The organism is Halomonas sp. 707B3, assembly GCF_024158645.1.
Classification (GTDB): Bacteria; Pseudomonadota; Gammaproteobacteria; order Pseudomonadales; family Halomonadaceae; genus Vreelandella; species Vreelandella lionensis.
Genome location: NZ_JAMZBE010000012.1, coordinates 1 through 20,550, shown reverse-complemented (window position 1 = coordinate 20,550; position 20,550 = coordinate 1). Strand labels below are relative to the sequence as shown.

Genomic DNA, 20,550 nt, shown 5'->3' with positions numbered 1-20,550 from the left:
GCTATGGCTGGCGATTTAGCGACGCGCGTTCGGTGCAAGCTGCCACCTCCGATCGTGCCCACCTGGGTGGCAAGTTGATGATGCGATGTCACGCGTTATGTCATACGAATTCGGAGAGTTAACCCTATGAATGCCCCAATCAACACCGCTTGTTCCTCTACTGCCCAGGCCTCCACGCTTATGACTGCGACGGCGCTGCCGCTACCCGCTGAGCTGCGCCAGCGTGTGGCGGTGAATAGCACGCTTAGTGCACAAATCGACCAGCAGCGCCAAGCGGTACAGCATATCCTTAACGGGCAAGATAACCGCCTGCTGGTCGTAGTGGGTCCGTGCTCAATCCACGACCCGGATGCTGCCTTGGAGTATGCGGACCGGCTAGCAGCGCTCAGCGATGAGGTGAGCGAGCAGATTTTGCCAGTGATGCGAGTGTACGTTGAAAAGCCGCGCACCACGGTCGGTTGGAAGGGGTTGGTCTACGACCCTGATCTTGATGGCAGTGGCGACATGCCGCGGGGAATCGCGCTTTCCCGTGAGCTAATGCACGCCGTCGCCTCCCGCGGCCTGCCGGTGGCCACCGAGCTGTTACAGCCCATGTTAGCCCCGTACCTGGATGACCTGCTGAGCTGGGTAGCGATTGGGGCGCGCACGACGGAATCCCAGCTGCACCGTGAGCTGGCCAGCGACCTCAGCGCTGCCGTAGGATTCAAAAATGCCACCAGCGGCGATGTGCAGGTGGCCATTGATGCTATGCAGGCTGCCGCCCACTCCCATCAGCGTTTCGCCATGGATCGCCAGGGCCGCCCTATCATGCAGGAGACCGCAGGCAACCCGCACACCCACGTGGTGCTACGCGGCGGCCACGGCGAGCCCAACTACCAAGCCCACCATGTACGCAGCGCCGTTAATACACTGCGCGAAGCAGGCCAGAATCCGCGTTTGATGGTGGACTGCAGCCACGCCAATGCCCGCAAAGATCACCGCCGCCAAAGCGAAGTAATGCTGGATGTATTAGCCCAGCGTCAAGAGGGCGATGCCAACTTGGTCGCGCTGATGTTGGAGAGTCACCTGTTCGAAGGCAAGCAAACGCTTGCCCCCAACGCGCTGCGTTACGGTGTATCGGTCACCGACGCTTGCGTAAGCTGGGAAACCACTGAGCGACTGCTAAAAACTGCCGCTGAGCGTATTGCTTAGTTTTCGTACAAATCCTAGTGCGTTGACTGCCCCGGCCAGCCCCGTATCATAAGAGTTCCTTTTGATCACGAGGTTGGCCATGGCCTTTTCCCTTGAACAGCACGATCCCGAAACGTACCGGCGTAAAGCTCGCATTATCAGCGTAGCGATGGCCGGACAGTTGATTATTTTTGGCCTGCTGTTTTCCATGCTCCTCACCACTACCTTTGGCAGCAGCGTCTGGCTGAACGCGCTGGGCGTATTGTTGGGCCTGCTTGCCACCAGCGCTATGTTCGCTGCGTTAAGAGAGCGCCCATGGATGACTGAGATGCGCTATGTTTGGCAGCTCAAGCATCACCTGTCGCGCATCAGTAGCTACTTACAGCCACTGCGCCGCGAGGTGGAGCAGGATAATCGCCTAGCGCTGGATATTCTGACCTTTTACCATCAGGGCATGGCCCAGCTTGCCGAGCTAAATGGCCGCACCACCGACGACGATGCCGAGCGTTTAGCGGAAAAAATGCAGGTTAAAGTGAAGCGTGAAGCGTTGGGCCTACCCAAAGAAGTCACCACGTTTGACCCGCATGACTTGAGCGCTTTCAAACAAAAGTAAGTCGCGCGCAAGGGTATTACCGATGAGGGATTAACAGGGAGCGTATTCAATGAGTGCTAATGTTACGTCACTACGATTCGCCACGGTGGTGGCTGCCGGTTTACTGCTAGCGGGCTGCGCGACCAGTGCGCCCGCCCCGGAGCAGCCGGTAAAAACCACCGTGCAGAGCAGCGCACCATTGTTGCCTTCGGTGCTGTTTCCCGGTAGCGCTGAGCGCTTTCAAGCTTGGAACTGCCAACCAGCCAATCAAGACTTAGTGACGGCCGTCAATGGTGAGGAGTTACGGCTGTGGTCGCTACATGGCGCGTGGCGACTGCCTCAAGCCGTGGTGGCCAGCGGTGCCCGCTATCAAAATGGCGATATCAGCTTCTGGAACCGCGGCGATCAGGCGCAAATTGAAACGCCCCGTGGGCAATTGCAGTGCCAGCAAGGGGTTGACCGGGAGATTGCGACCCGGTCAAGCCACCCAGGCGTGATGTTGTTAGCCCGCGGCAACGAGCCGGGTTGGACGATTGAACTGGCGAACGATGCGCCAGTAATGACCTGGACTACCAACTACGGCAGCGACACCACCACCATGCCTTATATGGTCAGCGTGATGGACAACGAGGCAGGCAGGGTAGTGATCGAGAACGCTAACGCCGAGCAGTTTTTCCGCGTACGCATTGAATCGGGTGCCTGCTTCGATGACATGAGTGGCGAGCCTTATCCTGCTCGCGTCACGCTCACCATCGGTGGCGAACAGTACAAAGGGTGCGGCCAGGGCATCGCGCCCTAGCCATCATGATCTAGCATCTCAGCCACTAGCAGCGGTACAGAAACGGCTCTGCGCGCCACTGCGGTTCCACGTAATCGCTGGCGCACAGAGCTGATACATCGCCACCCGCTCGCGCGGCAAGCCGCGCCAGCGTGGCCATGTGTAATCCTCTCGGGCTGTCTACTTCTTCGCTAACGGCCACCGGCATCCAGTGGTCGCCCTCACGGGTTGCCAAGGTGAAGTTGAAGGGGTGAAAGCCTGGGAAGCCCAACCGAATGTCGGTGGCGATCAGCGTCTCTTGGCCATTGATATCACGGGTTTCGAAACGTAAAAACGGCCCGGTGAACCACGTCAGCCGCTGCCCTAGCGGTCCCTCCAAAGCGCTGGCCTCCAGTTCGACGTTACGACGCAGCGGTTCCAGTGCGAGGACTCGGTCACGATCGAATACACTGATCAAACTCTCGTAATAGCGGTCTTCATCGATGACCGTTGCCCGCCATAGTGCGATATTGAACGGCGTGGGTTGGATGAGTACGGGGGCTGCTTGTAAGTCCGCCTCGGCTAGGGCTGGCGTTAGGCGCTGCTCGACGCTCCATTTGGCACCTGCGGCCATCATGAGGTAAGCGCAGGAGATGACCAGCCCCGTGCGGCAGGCACTGCGTACCTTGCCCGACACGCTGCCGATGATCAGCGCCATAAGCAGCGGTAGCGTGTAGAACGGATCGATGATGAAGACGATAGGCCACGCGGCGGGCGGTGCGTCTAGCGGCCAGAGCAACTGCGTGCCGTAGGTGGTCAGCGAGTCGAGCAGCGGGTGAGTCACTAATATCAACGTAAAAAAGCACCACCAGCGACCCAACGAGATGTCCCGTGCTGGAGCAAAGCGGGCACTCAGCACGGCCAGCAGCGTGCCAAGACCCGTCAGTACGAACAGTGAATGGCTAAACCCGCGATGCTCCGTGACATTGGCAATGGCGTCGCCATAATCCAGCGCGACGTCCAGATCGGGCAGGGTGCCTAGCAGCGCACCGATCAGAATGGCCTTGCGGCCCAGGCGCTTACCTAACACGGCACCACCTACCGCTGCGCCAAGCGCCGCTTGCGTAATCGAATCCACAGACCTCTCCTCGACGTGCTGATAGCGAATCGTGATTGTCACTGAAGAGTGACACACTAGATGAACAGCCGTGACGCCATTATACAACGTGTCTACTTTCTATTTTACTGTCGCACTATTGTCTATGTTTTAATGGTGCTACGTGACCGGCTCGGCACCGCACTCGGCGGTAGCACGGGATATAATTACCATTCTTCAATGAAGAGGAAATGACATGCAGTTTTTACACACCATGGTACGTGTCAGCGACTTAGACGCCTCGCTTCACTTTTATTGTGACCTGCTCGGCCTGAAAGAAGTGCGCCGCAAAGAGAACGAAAAGGGCCGTTTTACGCTGGTGTTCCTGGCGGCTCCTGAAGATGAAGCGCGCTCCGAGCGCCTCACGGCCCCTGAGCTTGAGCTGACCTACAACTGGGACCCAGAGGAGTACACTGGCGGTCGTAATTTTGGACACCTAGCCTACCGTGTCGACGACATTTACGCCCTTTGCCAGCATCTGCAGGATAACGGCGTCACCATCAACCGCCCGCCCCGCGATGGTCACATGGCCTTCGTGAAATCGCCAGACGGTATCTCCGTGGAGCTGCTGCAAAAAGGCGATGCGTTGGCCCCCCAGGAGCCCTGGGCTTCCATGGAAAACAGCGGTAGCTGGTAAAACTACTCTCGGTGGCGCTCTTTATAGATGTCGCCACTGAACTCCATATGGAGTTCAACCACCTCGCCATAGGGGTTCATTGCGCGTAGCTCCACATGGCGAGGCTTGTACTCGACGCCGCCCAGCGGTTGATAACCCGCCTGCTCGGCGCGCTGCATAAAAAAAGCATCACTATTAGGCCGCTCGGTGAGCGGAGGCGCGGAGATTGGGACGGAGCGGTTCAAGCGGTCGCCGGGTAAGCGAGACGCGTAGGGCTCCTCCACTTCTACGAGCGTTTCACCGATCAACAGCCAGCGAGCCTGCATGCGCTGGCCCGTCGGCAGGCCAAACACACCGATCTCATCACCCGCTGTCGCAGTGAGTGCTGAACGCCCCTCCGGCCAGGTATCGACTAAGACGCGACCGCTCTCATCTTCAAGAATGAAGCTATTACCGAACCGCTCGCTAATGCGGCCTTTCAAGTAAACCCCCGCGCTTTGCGCAGTGGCAATCGGGGTGGCGGGCGTCTCCAGAGACGGTGGTGCCGCAAGCACCGGTAAGCCCAGCAGCGGCAGCGTGAGTGTACACAGCAACAAGCCGCGCATCGTGTTCACCCAGGGTAACCAAACACGCCGCTTTAGCAGTACGATAGAGAAAATCATAGGTCGGGCCTCACTTAGCGCCAATGTGTCGAGTATACGAGCTTAAAGCTGACGGTAACTTGAATGGCTCGTTTGTTCAGTCAAGGTTAAGGCGCTTCCCGTTATAGTGTTGGATTACTCTTAGAGTATGGCGTTTGCCAGGAGTCTTTTATGAACAGTGGCCATCGTGGCAGCGTGCTTCGCTGCGCCCTGCTGAGCACACTCTTGTTCGTCAGCGTTCCTACGCCGGGGGTCGCTCAATCCGCCCTGACGGTGGATGACGCCATCGCCGTGGTACAGCAGCGCTATGAGGGCGAACTACTCGATATCGAAATGAAAAGCGGACGTGGCTGGGAAAATAGCGAGCAGGTGTATGAGCTGCGTCTGCTGACGGCCCAAGGCAACGTACTCAAAATTCGCATTGCCCGCGAAGATGGTCGTTTTCTAGAAATTGACGGCAGGGGCCAAATTGAGGCGCGTTTGCCGCCTACCAGCGATAACGGCGGAGCCTAATAATGCGAGTGTTAGTGGTAGAAGATGAGCAGCATCTCGCGGCTCAAATGCGTGAAGCGCTTGAGGGTAATGGTTTCGTCGTCGATGTCGTCAACGACGGTAACGAAGCCGTGTACATGGGCAATCACGAGACCTATGACGCGGCGGTGCTGGATCTGGGTCTGCCTGGGCGGGATGGCTTAAGTGTTCTGCACGATTGGCGACAACATGGCCGCACGCTACCGGTGGTGATTTTGACCGCCAGGGATGGCTGGAGTGAGAAGGTGCAGGGGTTCCGCGCCGGGGCGGATGACTACGTCACCAAACCCTTTCGCATGGAGGAGATTATCATGCGGCTGCGTGCGCTGATTCGCCGTGCGTCGGGCCACGCTGATGTGATGATCCGCAGCGGCGAGCTAGAGTATGACACTCAGCTAGGTACCTTCCATCTCGCTGGCCTGCCGTTAAAACTCACCGCCTTTGAACATCAGCTACTCGTGTATCTGATTCATAACGCTGAGCGGGTGGTCAGCCGTACCGAGCTCTCCGAACATCTCTACTCTTACGATAACGATCGTGACCATAACTCCCTCGAAGTGATCATCAGTCGGTTGCGGCGCAAAGTGGGGGCAGAGCGTATCGAAACCCTGCGTGGTCAGGGGTATCGGCTGTGCGACCGCTCGTGAAACTCTCACTGCGAGCGCGTCTGCTAGGATCCGCTGGCCTATGGAGTGCCATTGCGTTAGTGGGCGTGGGGCTATTTATCTACTGGCTGTTCAAAGATCACGCCGAGCGCACCTTTGACGCCCGACTGGACGCCAACCTACTGGGGCTGATGGCCTCTGTAGAGTTCAATGAGCAGGGTCAGTTGATCAAAACCCGTGATATTGGCGGCCCTCAGTTCGATCGCGCCTACTCGGGTTGGTATTGGCAAATTGCCCACGACGATGAGGTGCTGATTGCCTCGCGTTCGCTGCTGAATGCCAGCCTGCCCGCGCTGACCAGCGATGTTTCTCAGGCGCTGGCGCTCACCGGGCCAGAGGGCGAAGCGCTACGCGCCCGAGGCCGTCACTTCTCAGCCCCAGGCAGCGGCCCGCCGTTGAGTATCACCGTGGCCGGCCCACAAAACGAAATTGATGATGCCCTGTCGCGCATCGTCCTTCCTTTAGTGGCTTCGCTGGCGCTGCTGGGAATCGGGCTAGCGGTGGCGGTGTGGTGGCAAGTTCGCTGGGGGTTAAAGCCGCTCACCCGGCTGCGTCGCGACCTTCTTGCGGTACGCCAGGGGTACCCGCGAACAGTTAGCCCACGCCACGGTGGAAGAGCTACAGCCGCTGGTGGATGAGATCAATGCGCTGGTGACCCATAACCGAGAGGTGATTGCTCGCAGTCGTCAACACGTGGGCAACTTAGCTCACGGCCTCAAAACGCCCCTCGCCATGTTAGCCAACAGCCTATCGGCTCAGCAGACACACGACGCCACCACCGAGGAGGCATTGTCGCGTCTGCAGCGCTTGGTCGACCACCATTTGCGCCGCGCTCGGGCCGTCGGTGCGGGTTACCACATGGGCGAGCGCACCCCGGTAGCAGCCACGCTAGAGGGGCTAGTGAGCGTGATGCGCCATGTATACGCCCGCGGCCCCGCACCACTCCATATCAGCGTTCATTGCGATGATGCGTTAGCGTTTCGAGGTGAGTCCCAGGATCTCGATGAGCTGTTGGGCAACCTGCTGGATAACGCCTGCAAGTGGGCGCGTCAGCAGGTGATGATCGAGGTATGCCTGGTATCGCCAGAGCAGTTGACCGTGGTGATTAGCGATGACGGCCCGGGTATGCCCGAACCCCAGCGGCTAAAAGCCGTGGAGCGAGGCGAGCGCTTCGATGAATCGACCCCGGGCGATGGCTTGGGGCTTGCCATTGTGCAGGATCTGGCGCGGCTTTACGGGGGGCACCTGGCGCTTGCCGCCAACTCGCCCAGCGGGTTACGCGTCGAGCTGACGCTACCCGCCGCCGAAAGGCCGCCCAAGGGCGACCTTTCAGGTACATCGTAACGCCAAAAGAGCGGTGAGTTTATTCAGCGGGCCACGCGGGGAGGCGTTTTTCGCGGTAAACGTCGCCGCGGTAGTCCACATGCAGTATGACCTGCTCTTCGGCGTCATTCTGCGCCATCCACTCCATATGGCGGCCCTTGAAGTCGACCAGGGCGGCATTACGGTAGCCCTGGTCGCTCAGCGCGTTCTCCACGTCACTCTGCTCTAGGTTCGACAGGCTCTCATCACGGTGAGGCCGGTCATGCCCAGGACGTTTGATGTGCCATTCCAGTAACTCACCGTCCGGTGAGAAGAGGCTGTGAACGTCGTAGCCTTCCTCATTAACGCTAGTAATGCGATAGACGTCGTCGCGGCGCTTCAGCTCCACCATTTCACCAAAGCCCTGTGCTTCAAGCTGGCGCTGTAGATTTTCGACATTGGGTGCTACGACGCGTCTTTGTGGCTGCTCACCGTTGCCTGGCTCATCTGCCGAGCCGCGCAGCGACGCGGCGGTGACGGTATCGCCTTCCAAGCGGCCTTCCACCATAATATCGTCGCCTATTTGGAAGCGCTCGCCGCTGTTGCCTCGCGGGCGAACCAGCAGACGACGGTCGCCTTCATCGACCACGAGCAGGTCATTGAAGCATTCGACCACTTCGCCGTTGATGCGCACCTCTTCCTGCGCCGCCAGCGGAGCGGAGAGGGCAAGGGTGCAGATGGCAGCAGCCAGGGCTTTTAATGGAGTCGGTTGCATAGTGGTTTCCTCTTGTTGGCAAGTTGGGGCAAGCTTGTGAAGAGTTAGCCCCGCAAGTGACAATGCCAAGCCTACGCAACCGCTGCTGAACCGAGACTAAATCATCGGTTCAAGTTTGATTCAGGATTAACGAGCTAATCGGATAAGGGAGTCGATATGAAACCAAAGGGCATAAAGGGATGGCTAGCCGCGCTAAGCATGGTCACGCTGGCGGGCTGCAGCAGCGCACCGCAGCAAGAGCGAATCGACGCGCCGCAAGGCGGCACGCTCTCTGGGCCAGTGGTCGAGCAGCGCTGGAACTTGCTGTTGGTAGGGACCGATGAACGGCTATCAATGCCCGAGACGCCGTTTTTCCGCATCGGCCGCGACGGCAAGGTTAGCGGCTCGGATGGCTGCAACCAGTTCACCGGCAAGGTGAGCCTGGGCGAAAGCCAGCGCATTGAGTTCAGCGAACTGGCCTCCACCCGAATGGCCTGCCCCAATATGGAAGACGCCAAGCGGGTCACCGATATGCTGGATACCGCGTATCGTTACTTGATCGACCACGACCGTTTGGTGTTCTTCGGACCGGATAGCCGTGTGCTCGGCGGCTGGCGGGAAGCTAACTAAGCCGCTATCGGCTTAGTCATTAAAAGGCGGATTGAAGCGAGCGATAAAGCGCGCATCAATCCGCTTTTTCCATTGCCATACCCAGCGCCCCGAAAAGCCAATCGCTCCACGGCTGGCAATGGCGTGACCGTCGCCGGTGCCAATCAGTGCCAGCACGCGACGCGGAGGCTGCCACGAGGTGAGCTGTTTGCCGTGACAGGCAGCCCGTAAATTCTCTGCCAATACGGGCCCCATGCGCACCGCATAAACGCCTGCCTTAGGCAGCGGTGACGAGCGCAGCGCAGCGCAGTCGCCAGCGGCAAAGATGCCCGGTTGGCCGATGACCTCAAGTGACGTATCCACCGGGATAAAGCCTTGCTCATCCAACGGCAGCGCCGTTTGCTGCAGCCACGTTTGGCCCACGGCTCCGGTCGCCCAGAGCACGATATCCGCGGCGATGTGGTTGCCGGTGTCGGTTTGCACGCCGCCGGGTACCAAGGCGTGCCCTCGCACGCCTGTATGGACGCGCACGCCCGCACGTGTGAGCGCTCGCGCCGTTAACCAGCGGGGCAGCCAGCCAGCGCCGGGCAGCAGCGTTTTGGCGGCGCTGATCAGCTCGCCTTGCCAGTGAATGTCCGGGCGCTGCTGGCGAAGCTGCGCCAAGACGCTCATCAGCGTCTCGCAGCCTGCTGCGCCGCCGCCTACGCTCACAACGTTCTGATGCGCTCCTGCTGGCAGTTTGGCCACCTCTTCGCGTAATGCTTGCCAACGGTGGTGCAACGAGCTGAGCGGGCGCATGGCCAGCAGCGTGGGCAGCGTATTCTCCTCAATACCTTTTGGCCCGATCGCCTCATCGCTTTGCGGGGCAATAACTTGCGGTAACGCGAGCGTCGAGCCGACGTTGAAGGAGGCCACGTCAAACGCAATCACGCTGCCATCCGCCAGCGTTACCTGACGCTCGCTCGTGCATAACGCCACAGCTGGAGATGCAATAAGGCGAGCCCCTGCCCGCAGGCAGAGCGCCGCGATATCCATCTGAGTTTCCCGCAGCGTGCACTCCCCAGAAAGCCACGCAGGCACGCTGCCCGAGTAGGCGGCAAATGGGTTGTCACTTACGACGGTGATCGACACCGCTTTATCCGGGCGCTGAGCAAACGCCTCCAGCACGAAGGCGTGGGCGTGACCCGCGCCGATGAGCAGTAGCTGCCGTGTCATTGGCCCTCACCGCGCCGCCAGCTAAAGTACTTCTGCAGCAGTGCCAGCACTCGTTCTGGCTTATGGGCGTTTTTCCAAACGCCTGCGGTGGCTTTGGCGGCTTCGCCTAGTGTGGGGTAGGGGTGAATGGTGCCGAGCAGTTTATTCAGCCCCAGCCCGTGCTTCATGGCGATGGTAAACTCACCCAGCCACTCCCCTGCGTTCTCCGCGACGATCGTCGCCCCCAGAATTTTGTCTTTGCCGGGCACGGTAAGCACTTTGATAAAGCCTTCGGGCGCGCCTTCGGCAATGGCGCGGTCGCTTTCGCTCATGACGTAGCGGGTCACTTCAAAGGCGACACCTTTCGCGGTGGCCTCTTTTTCGTTGAGACCCACTCGCGCTACTTCCGGCTGCACGTAGGTAACGGCAGGCATAAAGCGGTAGTCCACCGCGAAGCTTTTCAGCTCGCCAAACAGCGCATTCACGGCGGCGTGCCACGCCTGATGGGCGGCCGCGTGGGTAAGTTGGTAGGGGCCCGCTAAGTCGCCGCAGGCCCAGATGTTAGGCAGGCGCGTTTGCAGCCGCTCGTTGAGGGCCAGCGTGCCGCCGTCGGTGGTGGTAATCCCTAGCGCCTCCAGTCCTAACCCTTCCACGTTGGCCTGACGGCCCGCGCTCACCAGTAGATAATCAAACGCTAGGGTGCTGCGCTCACCCAAGTGTTCAATAACAAGCTGATGCTCCCCGTCGACTTGGTTTACCTCCAGCGCTTTCGCGCCGGTCATCACCGTCACGCCCTCTTGAGTGAGCGTACGCTCTACGTGCTCGCCAACTTCATTATCTTCCCGGCCCAGCAATTGCGGCGCGCCCTCTACCAAGACGACATGGCTACCTAAGCGGGCAAAACTTTGGCTCAGTTCGCAGCCAATCGCACCGCCACCCAGCACCACCAGCCGTTTGGGCAGCTCTGTGAGCGACCAGAGGTTTTCAGAGGTGAGCAGCGGCGCGTGCTCGATGCCGGGCAAGGGCGGCACGCGAGGGCGCGCTCCGGTGGCCAGCACGATATGGCGAGCGGTGAGGGTTTGATCGCCCACGCGAATTTCCCATGGTGAAACGAGGGTGGCGTGCTCTTGATACACCTCCACGCCGAGCTTGGTGTAGCGCTCGACGCTGTCGTGGGGCTCGATATCGCGGATGGCCTGATGCACATGCCCCATCACCTTGGCGAAATCCACGCTGGGCTCGCTGGCGCTCACGCCAAAGCGGTCTGCTGTGCGAATTTCATGGGCCGCGCGGGCAGCCCGAATCAAGGCTTTGGAAGGCACGCAGCCAGTGTTAAGGCAGTCGCCGCCCATCTTGTGCTTTTCGATGAGAGCCACCTTGGCTTTCACGGCGCTGGCGATATAGCTGGTCACCAGCCCCGCCGAGCCGCCGCCAATCACCACGATGTCGTAGTCAAAACGGCTAGGGCGAGTGAAGCCTTTGTAGGCGTTGCGCTTTTGCACCATCAGTGCAATGCGCCGGGCCACCCAGGGGAACACCGCCAGCAGCGCAAACGAGGCGATGAGCCCAGGCGAGATAATGCCGCTCAGGCTTTCCAGCTCGCCGAGCTGGCCGCCCGCATTCACGTACACCGCCGTGCCGGGCAGCATCCCGAGCTGGCTCACCCAGTAAAACGTGGTGGTTTTAATCCGCGTTAGCCCCATCACCAGGTTGATCATGAAAAACGGGAAAATGGGCACCAAACGCAGGGTGAACAGATAAAACGCGCCATCTTTCTCGACGCCCCGGTTCACCGTGTGGAACTGGCGGGGAAAGCGTTTTTCGATGGGCTGACGAAACAAAAAGCGTGAGAGTAGAAAGGCGAGCGTCGCGCCGATGGCGCTGGCAAATGAGATGATCACTAGCCCCCAGCCCAACCCAAACAGCGCGCCGCCTAGCAGCGTTAACAGCGACGCGCCGGGCAGCGAGAGTGCAGCCATCGCCACATACACCGCAAAGAAAATGCCCGCCACCTGCCAGGGCGACTGCTGGAACGCTGCCTGAAAATCGCTGCGGTAGGCCTGCAGGGTATCCAGAGTGAAGAACGTATGGGCGCCGCTAACGTAGAAGCCAATCACGGCCAGTAGCAGTAGGGCAAACATCAGCAGGCGCTGACGGTTCATGGCAGGCTCCTTGGAAAAGGTGTTCGTACTCAGTGCTAAAACGGAACGTTTCCTTACACGCTGGCGTGACGCAACTGCTGCCAGCGCTGCCAATCTTCGGGGCGGTCGATGTCCCACATGGTATCTGGGTAGGCGGCTTCCAGGCCCAGCGCCGCCAGGCGCGCTTGCGTCACGCTCAATACCTGTTCGGTGCCCCAGGGAATGTCTTCAAACAGGCTGGGGTGATCCTGGTGGCTGCCAATCAGCCCGTAGCCGCCATCCTCAGCCGGTAGAATTACCACGGCAAAGGTGCTCAAGGCTGCTCGGCAGCGTTTGAGCATGGCGCTGGTAATGCTGGGGCAGTCGGTGCCCATCACCATGGCGGGGCCGTCGGTGCTGTTCAGTGCATGGCGAACGCGCCTGCCCACATCGCCCTGCTCTTGGGCGGCCAAGGCCATGCCGTGTTGGGCCTGAAGCTCTAAAAATAGCGGGTGGTGGTGGTCTAACGAGGTCCACAGCGTGACATTCTCCGCCCCCAGCGCTTCGCAGCCGGTGGCAACACAGTGGCGCACCATGGCGGCGTGGGCTTCGGCGGCGCCCTCTGCGCCCAAGCAGGGGATCAAACGCGTCTTGGCCTGCCCCGGCAGCGGCGCTTTGGCCAGCAGGTGCAGGTGGGGCGCGGCGAGCTTAACGTGCATCGCGGTACTCCTTAGCCAATTGAGTGGCGCTGACACCGCGCCAATAGCGGTAGCGTAGCCGCCACATGAGGCGAATGGTGGGCCAAGCGCCGAACTCGTCCCAGCGCCTGCCCGAGCTTATCACCTTCTGGCGCAGGCAGGCGGGGGGCGAATGCGCCTTCAGGCGTTTGCTGAGTTCGATGTCTTCCATCAGCGGCTGATTGGGAAAACCGCCCAGCGCGCAAAACGTATCGCGGCGCACAAAGATGCCTTGGTCGCCGGTCGCGATACCGCTAATCCGCGAGCGCAGGTTCATCAAGCTCGCGACCACCGGCAGCCAATGGCTTCGCCCCGCGAGCTGAATATCGAATCGCCCCCAAGCGTGTTGGGCCAGCGCCTTTTGTAGATCTACCACCGCACGCTGCTCTTCGCCGGGGGGCAGTTGGGTATCGGCATGCAAAAAAAGCAGCGCCGGGGCGTGGGCGTGCTGCGCACCCAGGTTCATTTGCCGTGCTCGTCCGGGGGCGCTGCTGAGTACCGCATCGGCCAGCGGTGCTGCGAGGGCCACGCTGGCATCGGTGCTGCCACCATCCACGACGAGGAGTTGAACGCCTGAGGCGCGCAGCGGTTGCAGCCGCGTGAGCGTTGCCTGAATACCCGCTGCCTCATTGAGCATGGGAATGATGATGCTCAGGGACGCAGGCGCGGGGTGTGGATCAGCCAAGGGCAATGATCGGCCCTCCTGCAGCGGTGGCATCGGCTTCGTCATGGGTAACGAGCAGGGCAGGCAGGCCCGCCTCCCGCAGTTGGCCGAAGACCAGGGCGCGCATCTCTTGGCGCAGCGCCGTATCGAGTTTGGAGAAGGGTTCATCCAGCAGCACGGCGCGGGGCTGGGAGAGCAGCAAACGCATCAACGCCACCCTAGCCTGCTGCCCGCCAGAGAGCGTGGCCGGGTCGCGGGCTTCAAACCCCGCAAGTCCTACCTGCTCGAGCGCTTTGGCAATCTGTGCGCTCTTTTGCGAGCTTCGATGGGGCAGGCCAAAACGCAGGTTGCCGCCGACGCTCAAGTGGGGAAACAGCAGCGGGTCTTGAAACAGCAGGCCAACGCCGCGCTGCTCGGCGGGCAGGCTGAGTACGTCGGTGTCGCCAAGGCGAACCTGCCCTTGGGCGGTGAACGTGCTCTGTAAAAAGCCGGCGATAAAGGCCAGCAGTGTCGATTTGCCGGAACCCGAGGGGCCCATCACGGTGAGCACGTCGCCGGGGGCCACCGTGGCGTCCACATGCAGTAGCGGGCGGCCAGCTAAGTGAATGCTTACTTGCTCTAGGGTCAGGGCATTGGCAGCGTTATTCACGGGGTTCCTTATCCACAGGGCGTCTTAACCTTGGCGTTGAACGTTGAGAGGGGCACGGCGTGGAGCGCCTAGCCACCGGGGCAGGGCGACGGCGGCCATAAAGCCTACAAGCGGCAGGCCCGCTTGCACCAGCGCCCACACGCCGATTAAGCGGCGGTTTCCTCCAGAGGCCAGCGCCACGGCTTCAGTGGTCACTGTTGGTACTCTGCCTGCGCCTAATAGTTGGGTGGGTAAATATTGGCCAATACTCACCGCCAAACCCACCGCCACGGCGGTAAGCAGCGGGGCGAGTAGGAGCGGCAGCCGCACGCGCCAAAACGCCCGGCGGCGCGAGACGCCCAGCGACTGCGCAATGTAGAGCCAGCGAGGATCTAAGCGGCGGTAGGCCTCGGCTAGCGAGAGATACACATAAGGCAGCACGAACAGCAGGTGGCCCGCCACCACCAGCGCCAGCTGGGGGCGAATGCCCAGGCGCTCGGCGGCCACCACTAAGCCATATAAAAATGCGATTTGCGGCACCAGCAGCGGCAAGTAGAGCAGCCAGAGCGAACGGGTAGGGTGAATCTGCTGGCGCTGCTCGTTTTCAAGAGTGGCGACGACCAACACGGCCGCCAAGCCGGTCGAGAGCAGCGCAACCAGCGCGGTATTCACCAGCGGCCCGGCCAGCATGTCGGCGCTGCGCTGCCAGTGGTCGAAGGTAAACGACTGCGGCAGCAGCTCAGGAAAACGCCAAAACCCGGCCACCGAGAAAAGCCCTAACCCGATCAGCGCGGCCAGCGCGGCTAGGCTTGCCAGGGTTAGCCCCGCTCGGCCTGTTACGGTGAAGAGGGCCTCTCCCCGCTGCCGGTCGCCGTTGGTCAGCCAGCGCTGGCTAAGCCTGCGGGCTAGCTGCTCTAACAGCCACCAGCTCAGCAGTGCGGCCAGCGTCACGCCCAGTTGCAGCACCGCGGCGGCAGATGCCATAAAGCGGTGGGTGATGTCCGGGTCGCTAAACCAGCCAAGAATCGAGACGCTCAAGGTGGGCGGCAAGCGTGGCCCCAAAATCAGCGCCATATCCACCACCGACGTGGCGTAGGCAATGACCGCGTAGATGGGTAGGCGTATCAATGGATAGAGCGAAGGAAGCACTACTTTGAGCCAGGCAAGCGTGGGCGAATAGCCCAGCGACCGCGCCAGTCGCAGGCGCTGTTCCGCCTGTAATTGGGGCAGCGCCGCCAGGCTCATCAACAAGAGAAACGGGGCTTCTTTGAGTACCAGGCCAAAGGTGAGCGCCAACCCCCAGGGGTCGTTGACGATCAGCGCATCTGGGGGTGCTTCCCAGCCGGAGAGCCAAGGGGAGATGAGCCGTGCCATCAGCCCGGAAGGCGCGATCAAGAACGCAAAGCCGAACGCCACCGCCGCGTGGGGGATCGCCAGCAGGGGCGATACCAAGCGGCGTAGGCTGCGGTCCAGCCAAGTGCCTTGGCTGGCGGCTAAAAACAGCACGACGATCAGCAGCGCCAGCGCCGTACTGGCCAAGCCGCTGGCAAAACTCACCGCCACCGAGCGGCCAAGCCCCGGCTGGGCGAACAGCATTTGCCAAGCGGAGAGATTGGCCTGCTCGCTCCCCAGTACCGGCAGGTAGCCAAACGCAGGCAGCAGCACCATGCCAAGCCCTGCGGTGACGGGCATCACCAGCAGGGCAATGATCACAATAGGCGCTAGCCGCAGCATGGTTCAGTGAGTCGCATGCGGGTGTAAGTCGTGCGTTTAGTTGACACCGTAACGCTCAAGCCAAGCATCCTGTAGGGCGTTCATCCAACTGGGGTGGGGTTCGGCGAGGGTTTGCGAGAGCGCATCGGCGGGCAGCGCTGCTGGGTGGCTCTCGCCCTGCTCGAAGAGCGCTTGGTCGCTCGGCTCAAGCTGCTGGATCGCTAACACGCTGCGGTCGCCCCACATGCTGAGCGACTGCTTCTGGGCTTGCGCTTCCGGGGAGAGCAGGAAGTTGGCTAGCGCCATTGCACCCGCTTTATGGGGTGAGTTGTAGGGAATCGCCACGAAGTGCACATTGCCCAGGGTGCCGCCTTCCAGCACATAGCTACGCACGCTTTCCGGCAGCTCATACTCCATCACCGCCACGGCGGCATCGGTGGGGTAGAACGAGAAAGCGAGGCTGAGTTCGCCGTCGCTCATTAGCGTACGAAGGTTGGGGCCGGATTCGGGAAAGCTACGGCCGCTGCGCCATAAATGTGGGTGAAGCTCGTCCAAGTAAGCCCACAGCGGTGCGGTGATCTCCTCGAAATCGGCGTCTTCGACCGGCGCGTAAAGCGCTTCATCTTGATCGGTCAGTTCGATCAGTGCCTGCTTGAGGAACGTGCTGCCAGTGAAATCGGGGATACGCGGATAGCTGAACTGGCCGGGATGCTCTTTGGCCCAGGCGAGTAGTGCCTCAATGCTTTGAGGCGGCGTGTCGGTTTGGGCACTGTCGTAGTAGAAGGTGATTTGCGCCTTGCCCCAGGGGGACTCGTAGCCCTCGGTGGGCAGGGTGAAGTCGGTGACGACTTCGAGATTCTCGTCAGGATAGGTGAGGGCGAAGTTCGGCAGCGATTCCGCAAAAGGCCCAAACAGCAGGTCTTGCTCGCGCATGGCGGCGAAGTTTTCGCCGTTGATCCAAATCAAGTCGATGCTGCCCTCGCTGTCGTTACCCGCCTGCTGCTCACCCAGCACCCGCGCCACGGCGCTGCTGGTATCGTCGAGTTTCACGTGCTCCACGCGAACGCCATAGCTCTCCTGCATCTGCTCTGCGACCCAGGCAATGTAGCGATTGGTGCGTGCATCGCCGCCCCAGGCATTCCAGTACACGGTTTGGCCATTGGCGGCGTCCAGTACGCTCTCCCACTCTTGCGGGTCGGGAGCGGCGACCGCAGGGGCGGTGAAGGTGACTAGAGCAAGCGCCACGGCGGTGGCCAGAGCAGAGCGTGGTTTCATCGCACACCTCATTAAATCAGTTGGTTATAGAGCGGTTTGTAGGCACTGAAGTTCACTGTGGACGTGTTCGATAATGGGCAGCGAGAGGTAGTGCTCGACACGGTCGCGCACGTGGTCGATCACGACCGCATCGGTCAGCTCGGCCGACCAATCCTCGCCCCGGCGCTCGTCATCCTGGCGATGCAGGTGCTGAGCGCGCCACTTGGCACACCAGGTGAGCGACCACAGCCAGGTGGCGCGTCGGCAAGCAATCAGCGTATCGACACTTGGCAACGTAATCTCAGGCGCTGTGGCCATCGCAGCCTGCCAGCGACGATAGAACCCAACGACATCATCCAGGCTGAGTACCGCTTGGCTGTTGAGGTCCCAAGTGGTCGAGGTGTAGAGCGAGGTGTGGGCCAAATCGATGCCCGGCAGGCCATAGCGACACTTCTCGAGATCCACCAGCACCGCCCGGCCATCGTCGGTGATTAAAAAGTTGCCGGGGTGCGTATCGAAGCTGATCAGCGTAGGAGCGGCGTCGTCCAGCGTGCGGGGCAGTAAATCCAGCTCCTGCTGAATACGCAGGTGAATGCCGCTGGGAAGCTGGGCATCGCTCAACCACTGGGCCTGCTGAGACACTTCCTCCACCATGGCCTGCCAAGGTGATTTGGGGGCCAGCAGCGGCGGGCGTTGGCGAGGCAGCGGCTGGCGGTGCAGGCTGGCGAGTGTGTCGGCAATGGCAGGCAGGTCCTGGGGGAGTTCGGCCAAGCGTCCGCGAATCGCCTCGACCAGCAGCGCGCCGCGTGGCACCGCTTCGCTGGGCGGCAGTACACCGTGTAGGCGTGGCGTGTGCCCGCCTTGGCTGGCCCGTTCGTAGCAGGCGGCCTGATACGTCAAGTTTTCCGCTGGCGGCAGGTTCATCTGGCTCTGCTTGGGCAGTCGCGCCACCCAGTCGTCCCCTTCGCGGTGAATCCACACGTGGTCATGGGCCAGGCCGGTATCGGCCATGGGCGACAGCGATTGGTAGTCGATCTCCGCTTGCTGCAGGGTCGTGTCTAATGCCTGCAGTTGAGCCTCAGAGAGTGTGGACATAGCGCATTCCGTAGTGTGAGAAACGGTAGCCGAATTAACGATGGCTGAACCTTTGGTGTTGCCATTCAGTGGCAGAATCATGACCAACCTTACACGGTTCATCATAAAAAACGATGACGCTGCGCGCAGCGGCTGGGATTGCGAAGCGCATTAACGACAACGGCACCCCAGGGGGTGCCGTTGAACTACTGCCGTTAGCGCTGACTTACATTGCGGCGATCTTCGCCTGCTGCTCTTCGAGTAGCTTTTTGGCGGACTGGAATTCCGCCAGTTTGCCGCGCTCTTTCTCGATCACGGCGTCGGGGGCTTTGGCGATAAAGCCTTCATTGCCCAGCTTCTTCTCGATGCCACCGATGAGCTTGTCCTGTTTCTCGATCTCTTTGGCGAGGCGAGCAAGCTCCGCGTCTTTATCGATCAGGTCCGCCATCGGCACCAGGACTTCCATATCGCCGACCAGCTGCGTGGCTGAAAGCGGGGCGTCTTCTGGGTTGGCTAGCCACGTCACGCTTTCCAGTTTCGCTAGCTTGGCCAGGAAGCGGCGGTTCTGTTCCAGGCGCTCGGCATCTTCGGGCTGGCCTTTGGTCAGCAGCACATCCAGCGGCTTACCGGGGGCGATGTTCATCTCGGCGCGGATGTTGCGCACCGCGATGATCACGCCTTTCAGCCACTCGATGTCGCGGGTGGCCTGCTCGTCGATCTTGCTCTCGTCGGCTTCCGGCCACGCTTGATGCATGATGGAGGCATCGTCGCCCACATAGGTGCCCGCCAGCGGTGCCACGCGCTGCCAAATCTCTTCAGAGATATAGGGCATCATCGGGTGAGCCAGGCGCAGAATGGTTTCTAGTACCCGCACCAGGGTGCGGCGGGTGCCGCGTTTGGCTTCGGCGCTGGCCGCTTCGTCCCACAGGACCGGCTTGGAAAGTTCCAGGTACCAGTCGCAGTACTCGTTCCAAACGAACTCGTACAGCGCTTGGGACGCGTGGTCGAAGCGGTACTCGTCCATGGCCTTGGTGACTTGCGCTTCGGTTTTCTGTAGCTGGGAGATGATCCAGCGATCGGCTAGCGACAGCTCCACCTCTTCGCCGCTGGTGCCGCAATCTTCGCCTTCGGCATTCATCAGCACATAGCGCGAGGCGTTCCACAGCTTGTTGCAGAAGTTGCGGTAGCCGTCCAGGCGGTTCATATCAAACTTGATATCGCGCCCGGTGGTGGCCTGGGAAAGGAACGTAAAGCGCAGCGCATCGGTGCCGTGGGGCTCGATGCCGTCTTTAAATTCTTCTTTGGTGGCTTTGGCAATCGCTTTGGCCTGCTTGGGCTGCATCATGTTGCCGGTGCGTTTTTCCAGCAGGTCATCCAGCGTGATGCCATCGATCAGGTCGATAGGGTCCAGCACGTTGCCCTTGGATTTGGACATCTTCTGACCCTGGCCGTCGCGCACCAGGCCATGTACGTAAACGGTTTTGAAGGGCACTTCGCCAGTGAATTTCAGCGTCATCATGATCATCCGGGCGACCCAGAAGAAGATGATGTCAAACCCCGTTACCAGTACGCTGGAGGGGTGGAAGGTTTCCAGCTCCGGGGTTTTTTCCGGCCAGCCCAGGGTGCCAAATGTCCACAGGCCCGAGCTGAACCAGGTGTCCAGCACGTCTTCGTCTTGGGTCAGCGCCACGTCAGCGCCCAGGCCATGCTTCTCGCGGGCTTCCTCTTCGCTTCTGGCCACGTAAACATTGCCGTCGGCGTCGTACCAAGCCGGAATGCGGTGGCCCCACCACAGCTGGCGAGAAATACACCAGTCCTGCAGGTCGCGCATCCAGGCGAAGTACATGTTCTCGTAGTTCTTTGGCACGAACTGAATGTCGCCGTTCTCCACCGCCTCGATGGCGGGCTTGGCGAGGCTCTCTACGGCCACGAACCACTGATCAGTGAGCAGCGGCTCGATGACATCGCCGGAGCGGTCGCCGTAGGGCAGGGTGTTGTTAACGCTCTCTACCTGCACCAGCAGGCCGAGGGCATCCATATCGGCGACGATCTGCTTGCGTGCTTCGAAACGATCCAAGCCCGCGTATTTGGCCGGCAGGCTGGCGTCTTCATCGGGCTGCGGCTGACCTTTTAGGTCGAAGATTTCCGCCTGTTCAAGAATCGTCGCATCTTTGGTGAAGACGTTGATCAGCAGATGGTTCTGGCGCTTGCCGACTTCGTAGTCGTTGAAGTCGTGGGCCGGGGTGATCTTCACGCAGCCGGAGCCTTTCTCCATATCGGCGTGCTCGTCCGCCACGATAGGAATACGGCGACCCACCAGCGGCAGTTCGATGAATTTGCCCACCAAGGAGGCGTAGCGCGGGTCTTCCGGGT

21 protein-coding genes are annotated in these 20,550 nt (G+C 60.7%); 9 read left to right on the top strand and 12 right to left on the bottom strand.

What is annotated here, in order from left to right; translation table 11 throughout:
- Nucleotides 1-126 precede the first annotated feature (126 nt).
- From BIS10_RS03175 to BIS10_RS03165, 3 genes are all read left to right on the top strand, one after another.
- Entirely contained in the window at nt 127-1,191 is a 1,065-nt protein-coding gene (locus tag BIS10_RS03175; protein WP_253502371.1) for a 3-deoxy-7-phosphoheptulonate synthase, read from the top strand.
- 79 nt (nt 1,192-1,270) lie between these two features.
- Nucleotides 1,271-1,783, top strand: a complete 513-nt coding sequence (locus tag BIS10_RS03170; protein ID WP_083023145.1) for a DUF3087 family protein — start codon at nt 1,271-1,273, stop codon at nt 1,781-1,783.
- Nucleotides 1,784-1,832: 49 nt separating this feature from the next.
- The gene (locus BIS10_RS03165) at nt 1,833-2,561 is read left to right on the top strand and encodes an MliC family protein (protein ID WP_083023146.1); all 729 of its coding nucleotides are present in this window, start codon (nt 1,833-1,835) and stop codon (nt 2,559-2,561) included.
- 25 nt (nt 2,562-2,586) lie between these two features.
- Here the strand turns inward: BIS10_RS03165 and BIS10_RS03160 are convergent, their stop codons facing one another.
- Nucleotides 2,587-3,657: a metal-dependent hydrolase gene (locus tag BIS10_RS03160; protein WP_253502368.1), complete on the bottom strand. Its 1,071-nt coding sequence runs from the start codon at nt 3,655-3,657 to the stop codon at nt 2,587-2,589.
- A gap of 214 nt (nt 3,658-3,871) precedes the next feature.
- On the opposite strand from BIS10_RS03160, the gene gloA reads away from it, so the two are divergent.
- On the top strand, nt 3,872-4,312 hold the full coding sequence (gene gloA / locus BIS10_RS03155; RefSeq protein ID WP_253019098.1) for a lactoylglutathione lyase: 441 nt from the start codon (nt 3,872-3,874) through the stop codon (nt 4,310-4,312).
- A gap of 2 nt (nt 4,313-4,314) precedes the next feature.
- Here gloA and BIS10_RS03150 read toward each other — a convergent pair whose 3' ends face one another.
- Nucleotides 4,315-4,953 carry a hypothetical protein gene (locus BIS10_RS03150; RefSeq protein WP_083023151.1) on the bottom strand — a complete coding sequence of 213 codons (639 nt, stop codon included), beginning with the start codon at nt 4,951-4,953 and terminating at the stop codon, nt 4,315-4,317.
- A 150-nt stretch (nt 4,954-5,103) separates the two neighbouring features.
- Between BIS10_RS03150 and BIS10_RS03145 the strand changes: the two genes are divergently transcribed.
- The 4 genes from BIS10_RS03145 to BIS10_RS03130 are packed head-to-tail and all read left to right on the top strand — an operon-like array spanning nt 5,104 to nt 7,472.
- Nucleotides 5,104-5,445, top strand: coding sequence for a hypothetical protein (locus BIS10_RS03145; protein ID WP_253502365.1), 342 nt, complete (start codon nt 5,104-5,106; stop codon nt 5,443-5,445).
- A gap of 2 nt (nt 5,446-5,447) precedes the next feature.
- The gene (locus BIS10_RS03140) at nt 5,448-6,110 is read left to right on the top strand and encodes a response regulator transcription factor (RefSeq protein ID WP_159341058.1); all 663 of its coding nucleotides are present in this window, start codon (nt 5,448-5,450) and stop codon (nt 6,108-6,110) included.
- Nucleotides 6,107-6,766, top strand: a complete 660-nt coding sequence (locus tag BIS10_RS03135) for a hypothetical protein (RefSeq protein WP_253502362.1) — start codon at nt 6,107-6,109, stop codon at nt 6,764-6,766. Before BIS10_RS03140 ends, BIS10_RS03135 begins: the two co-directional genes overlap by 4 nt.
- Nucleotides 6,693-7,472, top strand: a complete 780-nt coding sequence (locus BIS10_RS03130) for an ATP-binding protein (RefSeq protein WP_253502359.1) — start codon at nt 6,693-6,695, stop codon at nt 7,470-7,472. Before BIS10_RS03135 ends, BIS10_RS03130 begins: the two co-directional genes overlap by 74 nt.
- A 19-nt stretch (nt 7,473-7,491) precedes the next feature.
- Here the strand turns inward: BIS10_RS03130 and BIS10_RS03125 are convergent, their stop codons facing one another.
- Nucleotides 7,492-8,205, bottom strand: coding sequence for a hypothetical protein (locus BIS10_RS03125; RefSeq protein ID WP_253502356.1), 714 nt, complete (start codon nt 8,203-8,205; stop codon nt 7,492-7,494).
- 156 nt (nt 8,206-8,361) lie between these two features.
- Between BIS10_RS03125 and BIS10_RS03120 the strand changes: the two genes are divergently transcribed.
- Entirely contained in the window at nt 8,362-8,814 is a 453-nt protein-coding gene (locus tag BIS10_RS03120; protein ID WP_253502353.1) for an META domain-containing protein, read from the top strand.
- Nucleotides 8,815-8,826: 12 nt separating this feature from the next.
- Here BIS10_RS03120 and BIS10_RS03115 read toward each other — a convergent pair whose 3' ends face one another.
- From BIS10_RS03115 to BIS10_RS03075, 9 genes are all read right to left on the bottom strand, one after another.
- Nucleotides 8,827-10,008, bottom strand: a complete 1,182-nt coding sequence (locus BIS10_RS03115) for an FAD-dependent oxidoreductase (RefSeq protein ID WP_253502350.1) — start codon at nt 10,006-10,008, stop codon at nt 8,827-8,829.
- On the bottom strand, nt 10,005-12,149 hold the full coding sequence (locus BIS10_RS03110; RefSeq protein ID WP_253502347.1) for an FAD-dependent oxidoreductase: 2,145 nt from the start codon (nt 12,147-12,149) through the stop codon (nt 10,005-10,007). Before BIS10_RS03110 ends, BIS10_RS03115 begins: the two co-directional genes overlap by 4 nt.
- Nucleotides 12,150-12,202: 53 nt before the next feature.
- A complete protein-coding gene (locus BIS10_RS03105) occupies nt 12,203-12,826 on the bottom strand; it encodes a TIGR04282 family arsenosugar biosynthesis glycosyltransferase (protein WP_253502344.1) in 624 nt (207 codons plus the stop codon).
- Nucleotides 12,816-13,535 carry a TIGR04283 family arsenosugar biosynthesis glycosyltransferase gene (locus BIS10_RS03100; protein WP_301281944.1) on the bottom strand — a complete coding sequence of 240 codons (720 nt, stop codon included), beginning with the start codon at nt 13,533-13,535 and terminating at the stop codon, nt 12,816-12,818. Before BIS10_RS03100 ends, BIS10_RS03105 begins: the two co-directional genes overlap by 11 nt.
- Nucleotides 13,522-14,157 (bottom strand): ATP-binding cassette domain-containing protein, encoded by a 636-nt coding sequence (locus tag BIS10_RS03095; protein ID WP_083023159.1) that lies wholly within the window; start codon nt 14,155-14,157, stop codon nt 13,522-13,524. Before BIS10_RS03095 ends, BIS10_RS03100 begins: the two co-directional genes overlap by 14 nt.
- 24 nt (nt 14,158-14,181) lie before the next feature.
- The gene (locus BIS10_RS03090) at nt 14,182-15,870 is read right to left on the bottom strand and encodes an ABC transporter permease (RefSeq protein ID WP_253502340.1); all 1,689 of its coding nucleotides are present in this window, start codon (nt 15,868-15,870) and stop codon (nt 14,182-14,184) included.
- Between the two features lie 36 nt (nt 15,871-15,906).
- The gene (locus BIS10_RS03085; protein WP_253502337.1) at nt 15,907-17,124 is read right to left on the bottom strand and encodes an ABC transporter substrate-binding protein; all 1,218 of its coding nucleotides are present in this window, start codon (nt 17,122-17,124) and stop codon (nt 15,907-15,909) included.
- Nucleotides 17,125-17,148: 24 nt separating this feature from the next.
- Nucleotides 17,149-18,198, bottom strand: a complete 1,050-nt coding sequence (locus tag BIS10_RS03080) for an aminoglycoside phosphotransferase family protein (protein ID WP_083023162.1) — start codon at nt 18,196-18,198, stop codon at nt 17,149-17,151.
- Nucleotides 18,199-18,403: 205 nt separating this feature from the next.
- Nucleotides 18,404-20,550: valine--tRNA ligase (locus BIS10_RS03075; protein ID WP_253502334.1), on the bottom strand; the 2,147-nt coding region annotated here is incomplete at its 5' end.

Excerpts from the sequence above, each read along its gene's own strand:
- BIS10_RS03175 (WP_253502371.1), top strand. The coding sequence starts at position 127 with ATGAATGCCCCAATCAACACCGCTTGTTCCTCTACTGCCCAGGCCTCC.
- BIS10_RS03145 (WP_253502365.1), top strand. The coding sequence starts at position 5,104 with ATGAACAGTGGCCATCGTGGCAGCGTGCTTCGCTGCGCCCTGCTGAGC.
- BIS10_RS03085 (WP_253502337.1), bottom strand. The coding sequence starts at position 17,124 with ATGAAACCACGCTCTGCTCTGGCCACCGCCGTGGCGCTTGCTCTAGTC.
- BIS10_RS03110 (WP_253502347.1), bottom strand. The coding sequence starts at position 12,149 with ATGAACCGTCAGCGCCTGCTGATGTTTGCCCTACTGCTACTGGCCGTG.
- BIS10_RS03090 (WP_253502340.1), bottom strand. The coding sequence starts at position 15,870 with ATGCTGCGGCTAGCGCCTATTGTGATCATTGCCCTGCTGGTGATGCCC.
- BIS10_RS03080 (WP_083023162.1), bottom strand. The coding sequence starts at position 18,198 with ATGTCCACACTCTCTGAGGCTCAACTGCAGGCATTAGACACGACCCTG.
- BIS10_RS03115 (WP_253502350.1), bottom strand. The coding sequence starts at position 10,008 with ATGACACGGCAGCTACTGCTCATCGGCGCGGGTCACGCCCACGCCTTC.
- BIS10_RS03170 (WP_083023145.1), top strand. The coding sequence starts at position 1,271 with ATGGCCTTTTCCCTTGAACAGCACGATCCCGAAACGTACCGGCGTAAA.
- BIS10_RS03105 (WP_253502344.1), bottom strand. The coding sequence starts at position 12,826 with ATGCACGTTAAGCTCGCCGCGCCCCACCTGCACCTGCTGGCCAAAGCG.
- BIS10_RS03165 (WP_083023146.1), top strand. The coding sequence starts at position 1,833 with ATGAGTGCTAATGTTACGTCACTACGATTCGCCACGGTGGTGGCTGCC.
- BIS10_RS03125 (WP_253502356.1), bottom strand. The coding sequence starts at position 8,205 with ATGCAACCGACTCCATTAAAAGCCCTGGCTGCTGCCATCTGCACCCTT.
- BIS10_RS03150 (WP_083023151.1), bottom strand. The coding sequence starts at position 4,953 with ATGATTTTCTCTATCGTACTGCTAAAGCGGCGTGTTTGGTTACCCTGG.
- BIS10_RS03120 (WP_253502353.1), top strand. The coding sequence starts at position 8,362 with ATGAAACCAAAGGGCATAAAGGGATGGCTAGCCGCGCTAAGCATGGTC.
- gloA (WP_253019098.1), top strand. The coding sequence starts at position 3,872 with ATGCAGTTTTTACACACCATGGTACGTGTCAGCGACTTAGACGCCTCG.
- BIS10_RS03140 (WP_159341058.1), top strand. The coding sequence starts at position 5,448 with ATGCGAGTGTTAGTGGTAGAAGATGAGCAGCATCTCGCGGCTCAAATG.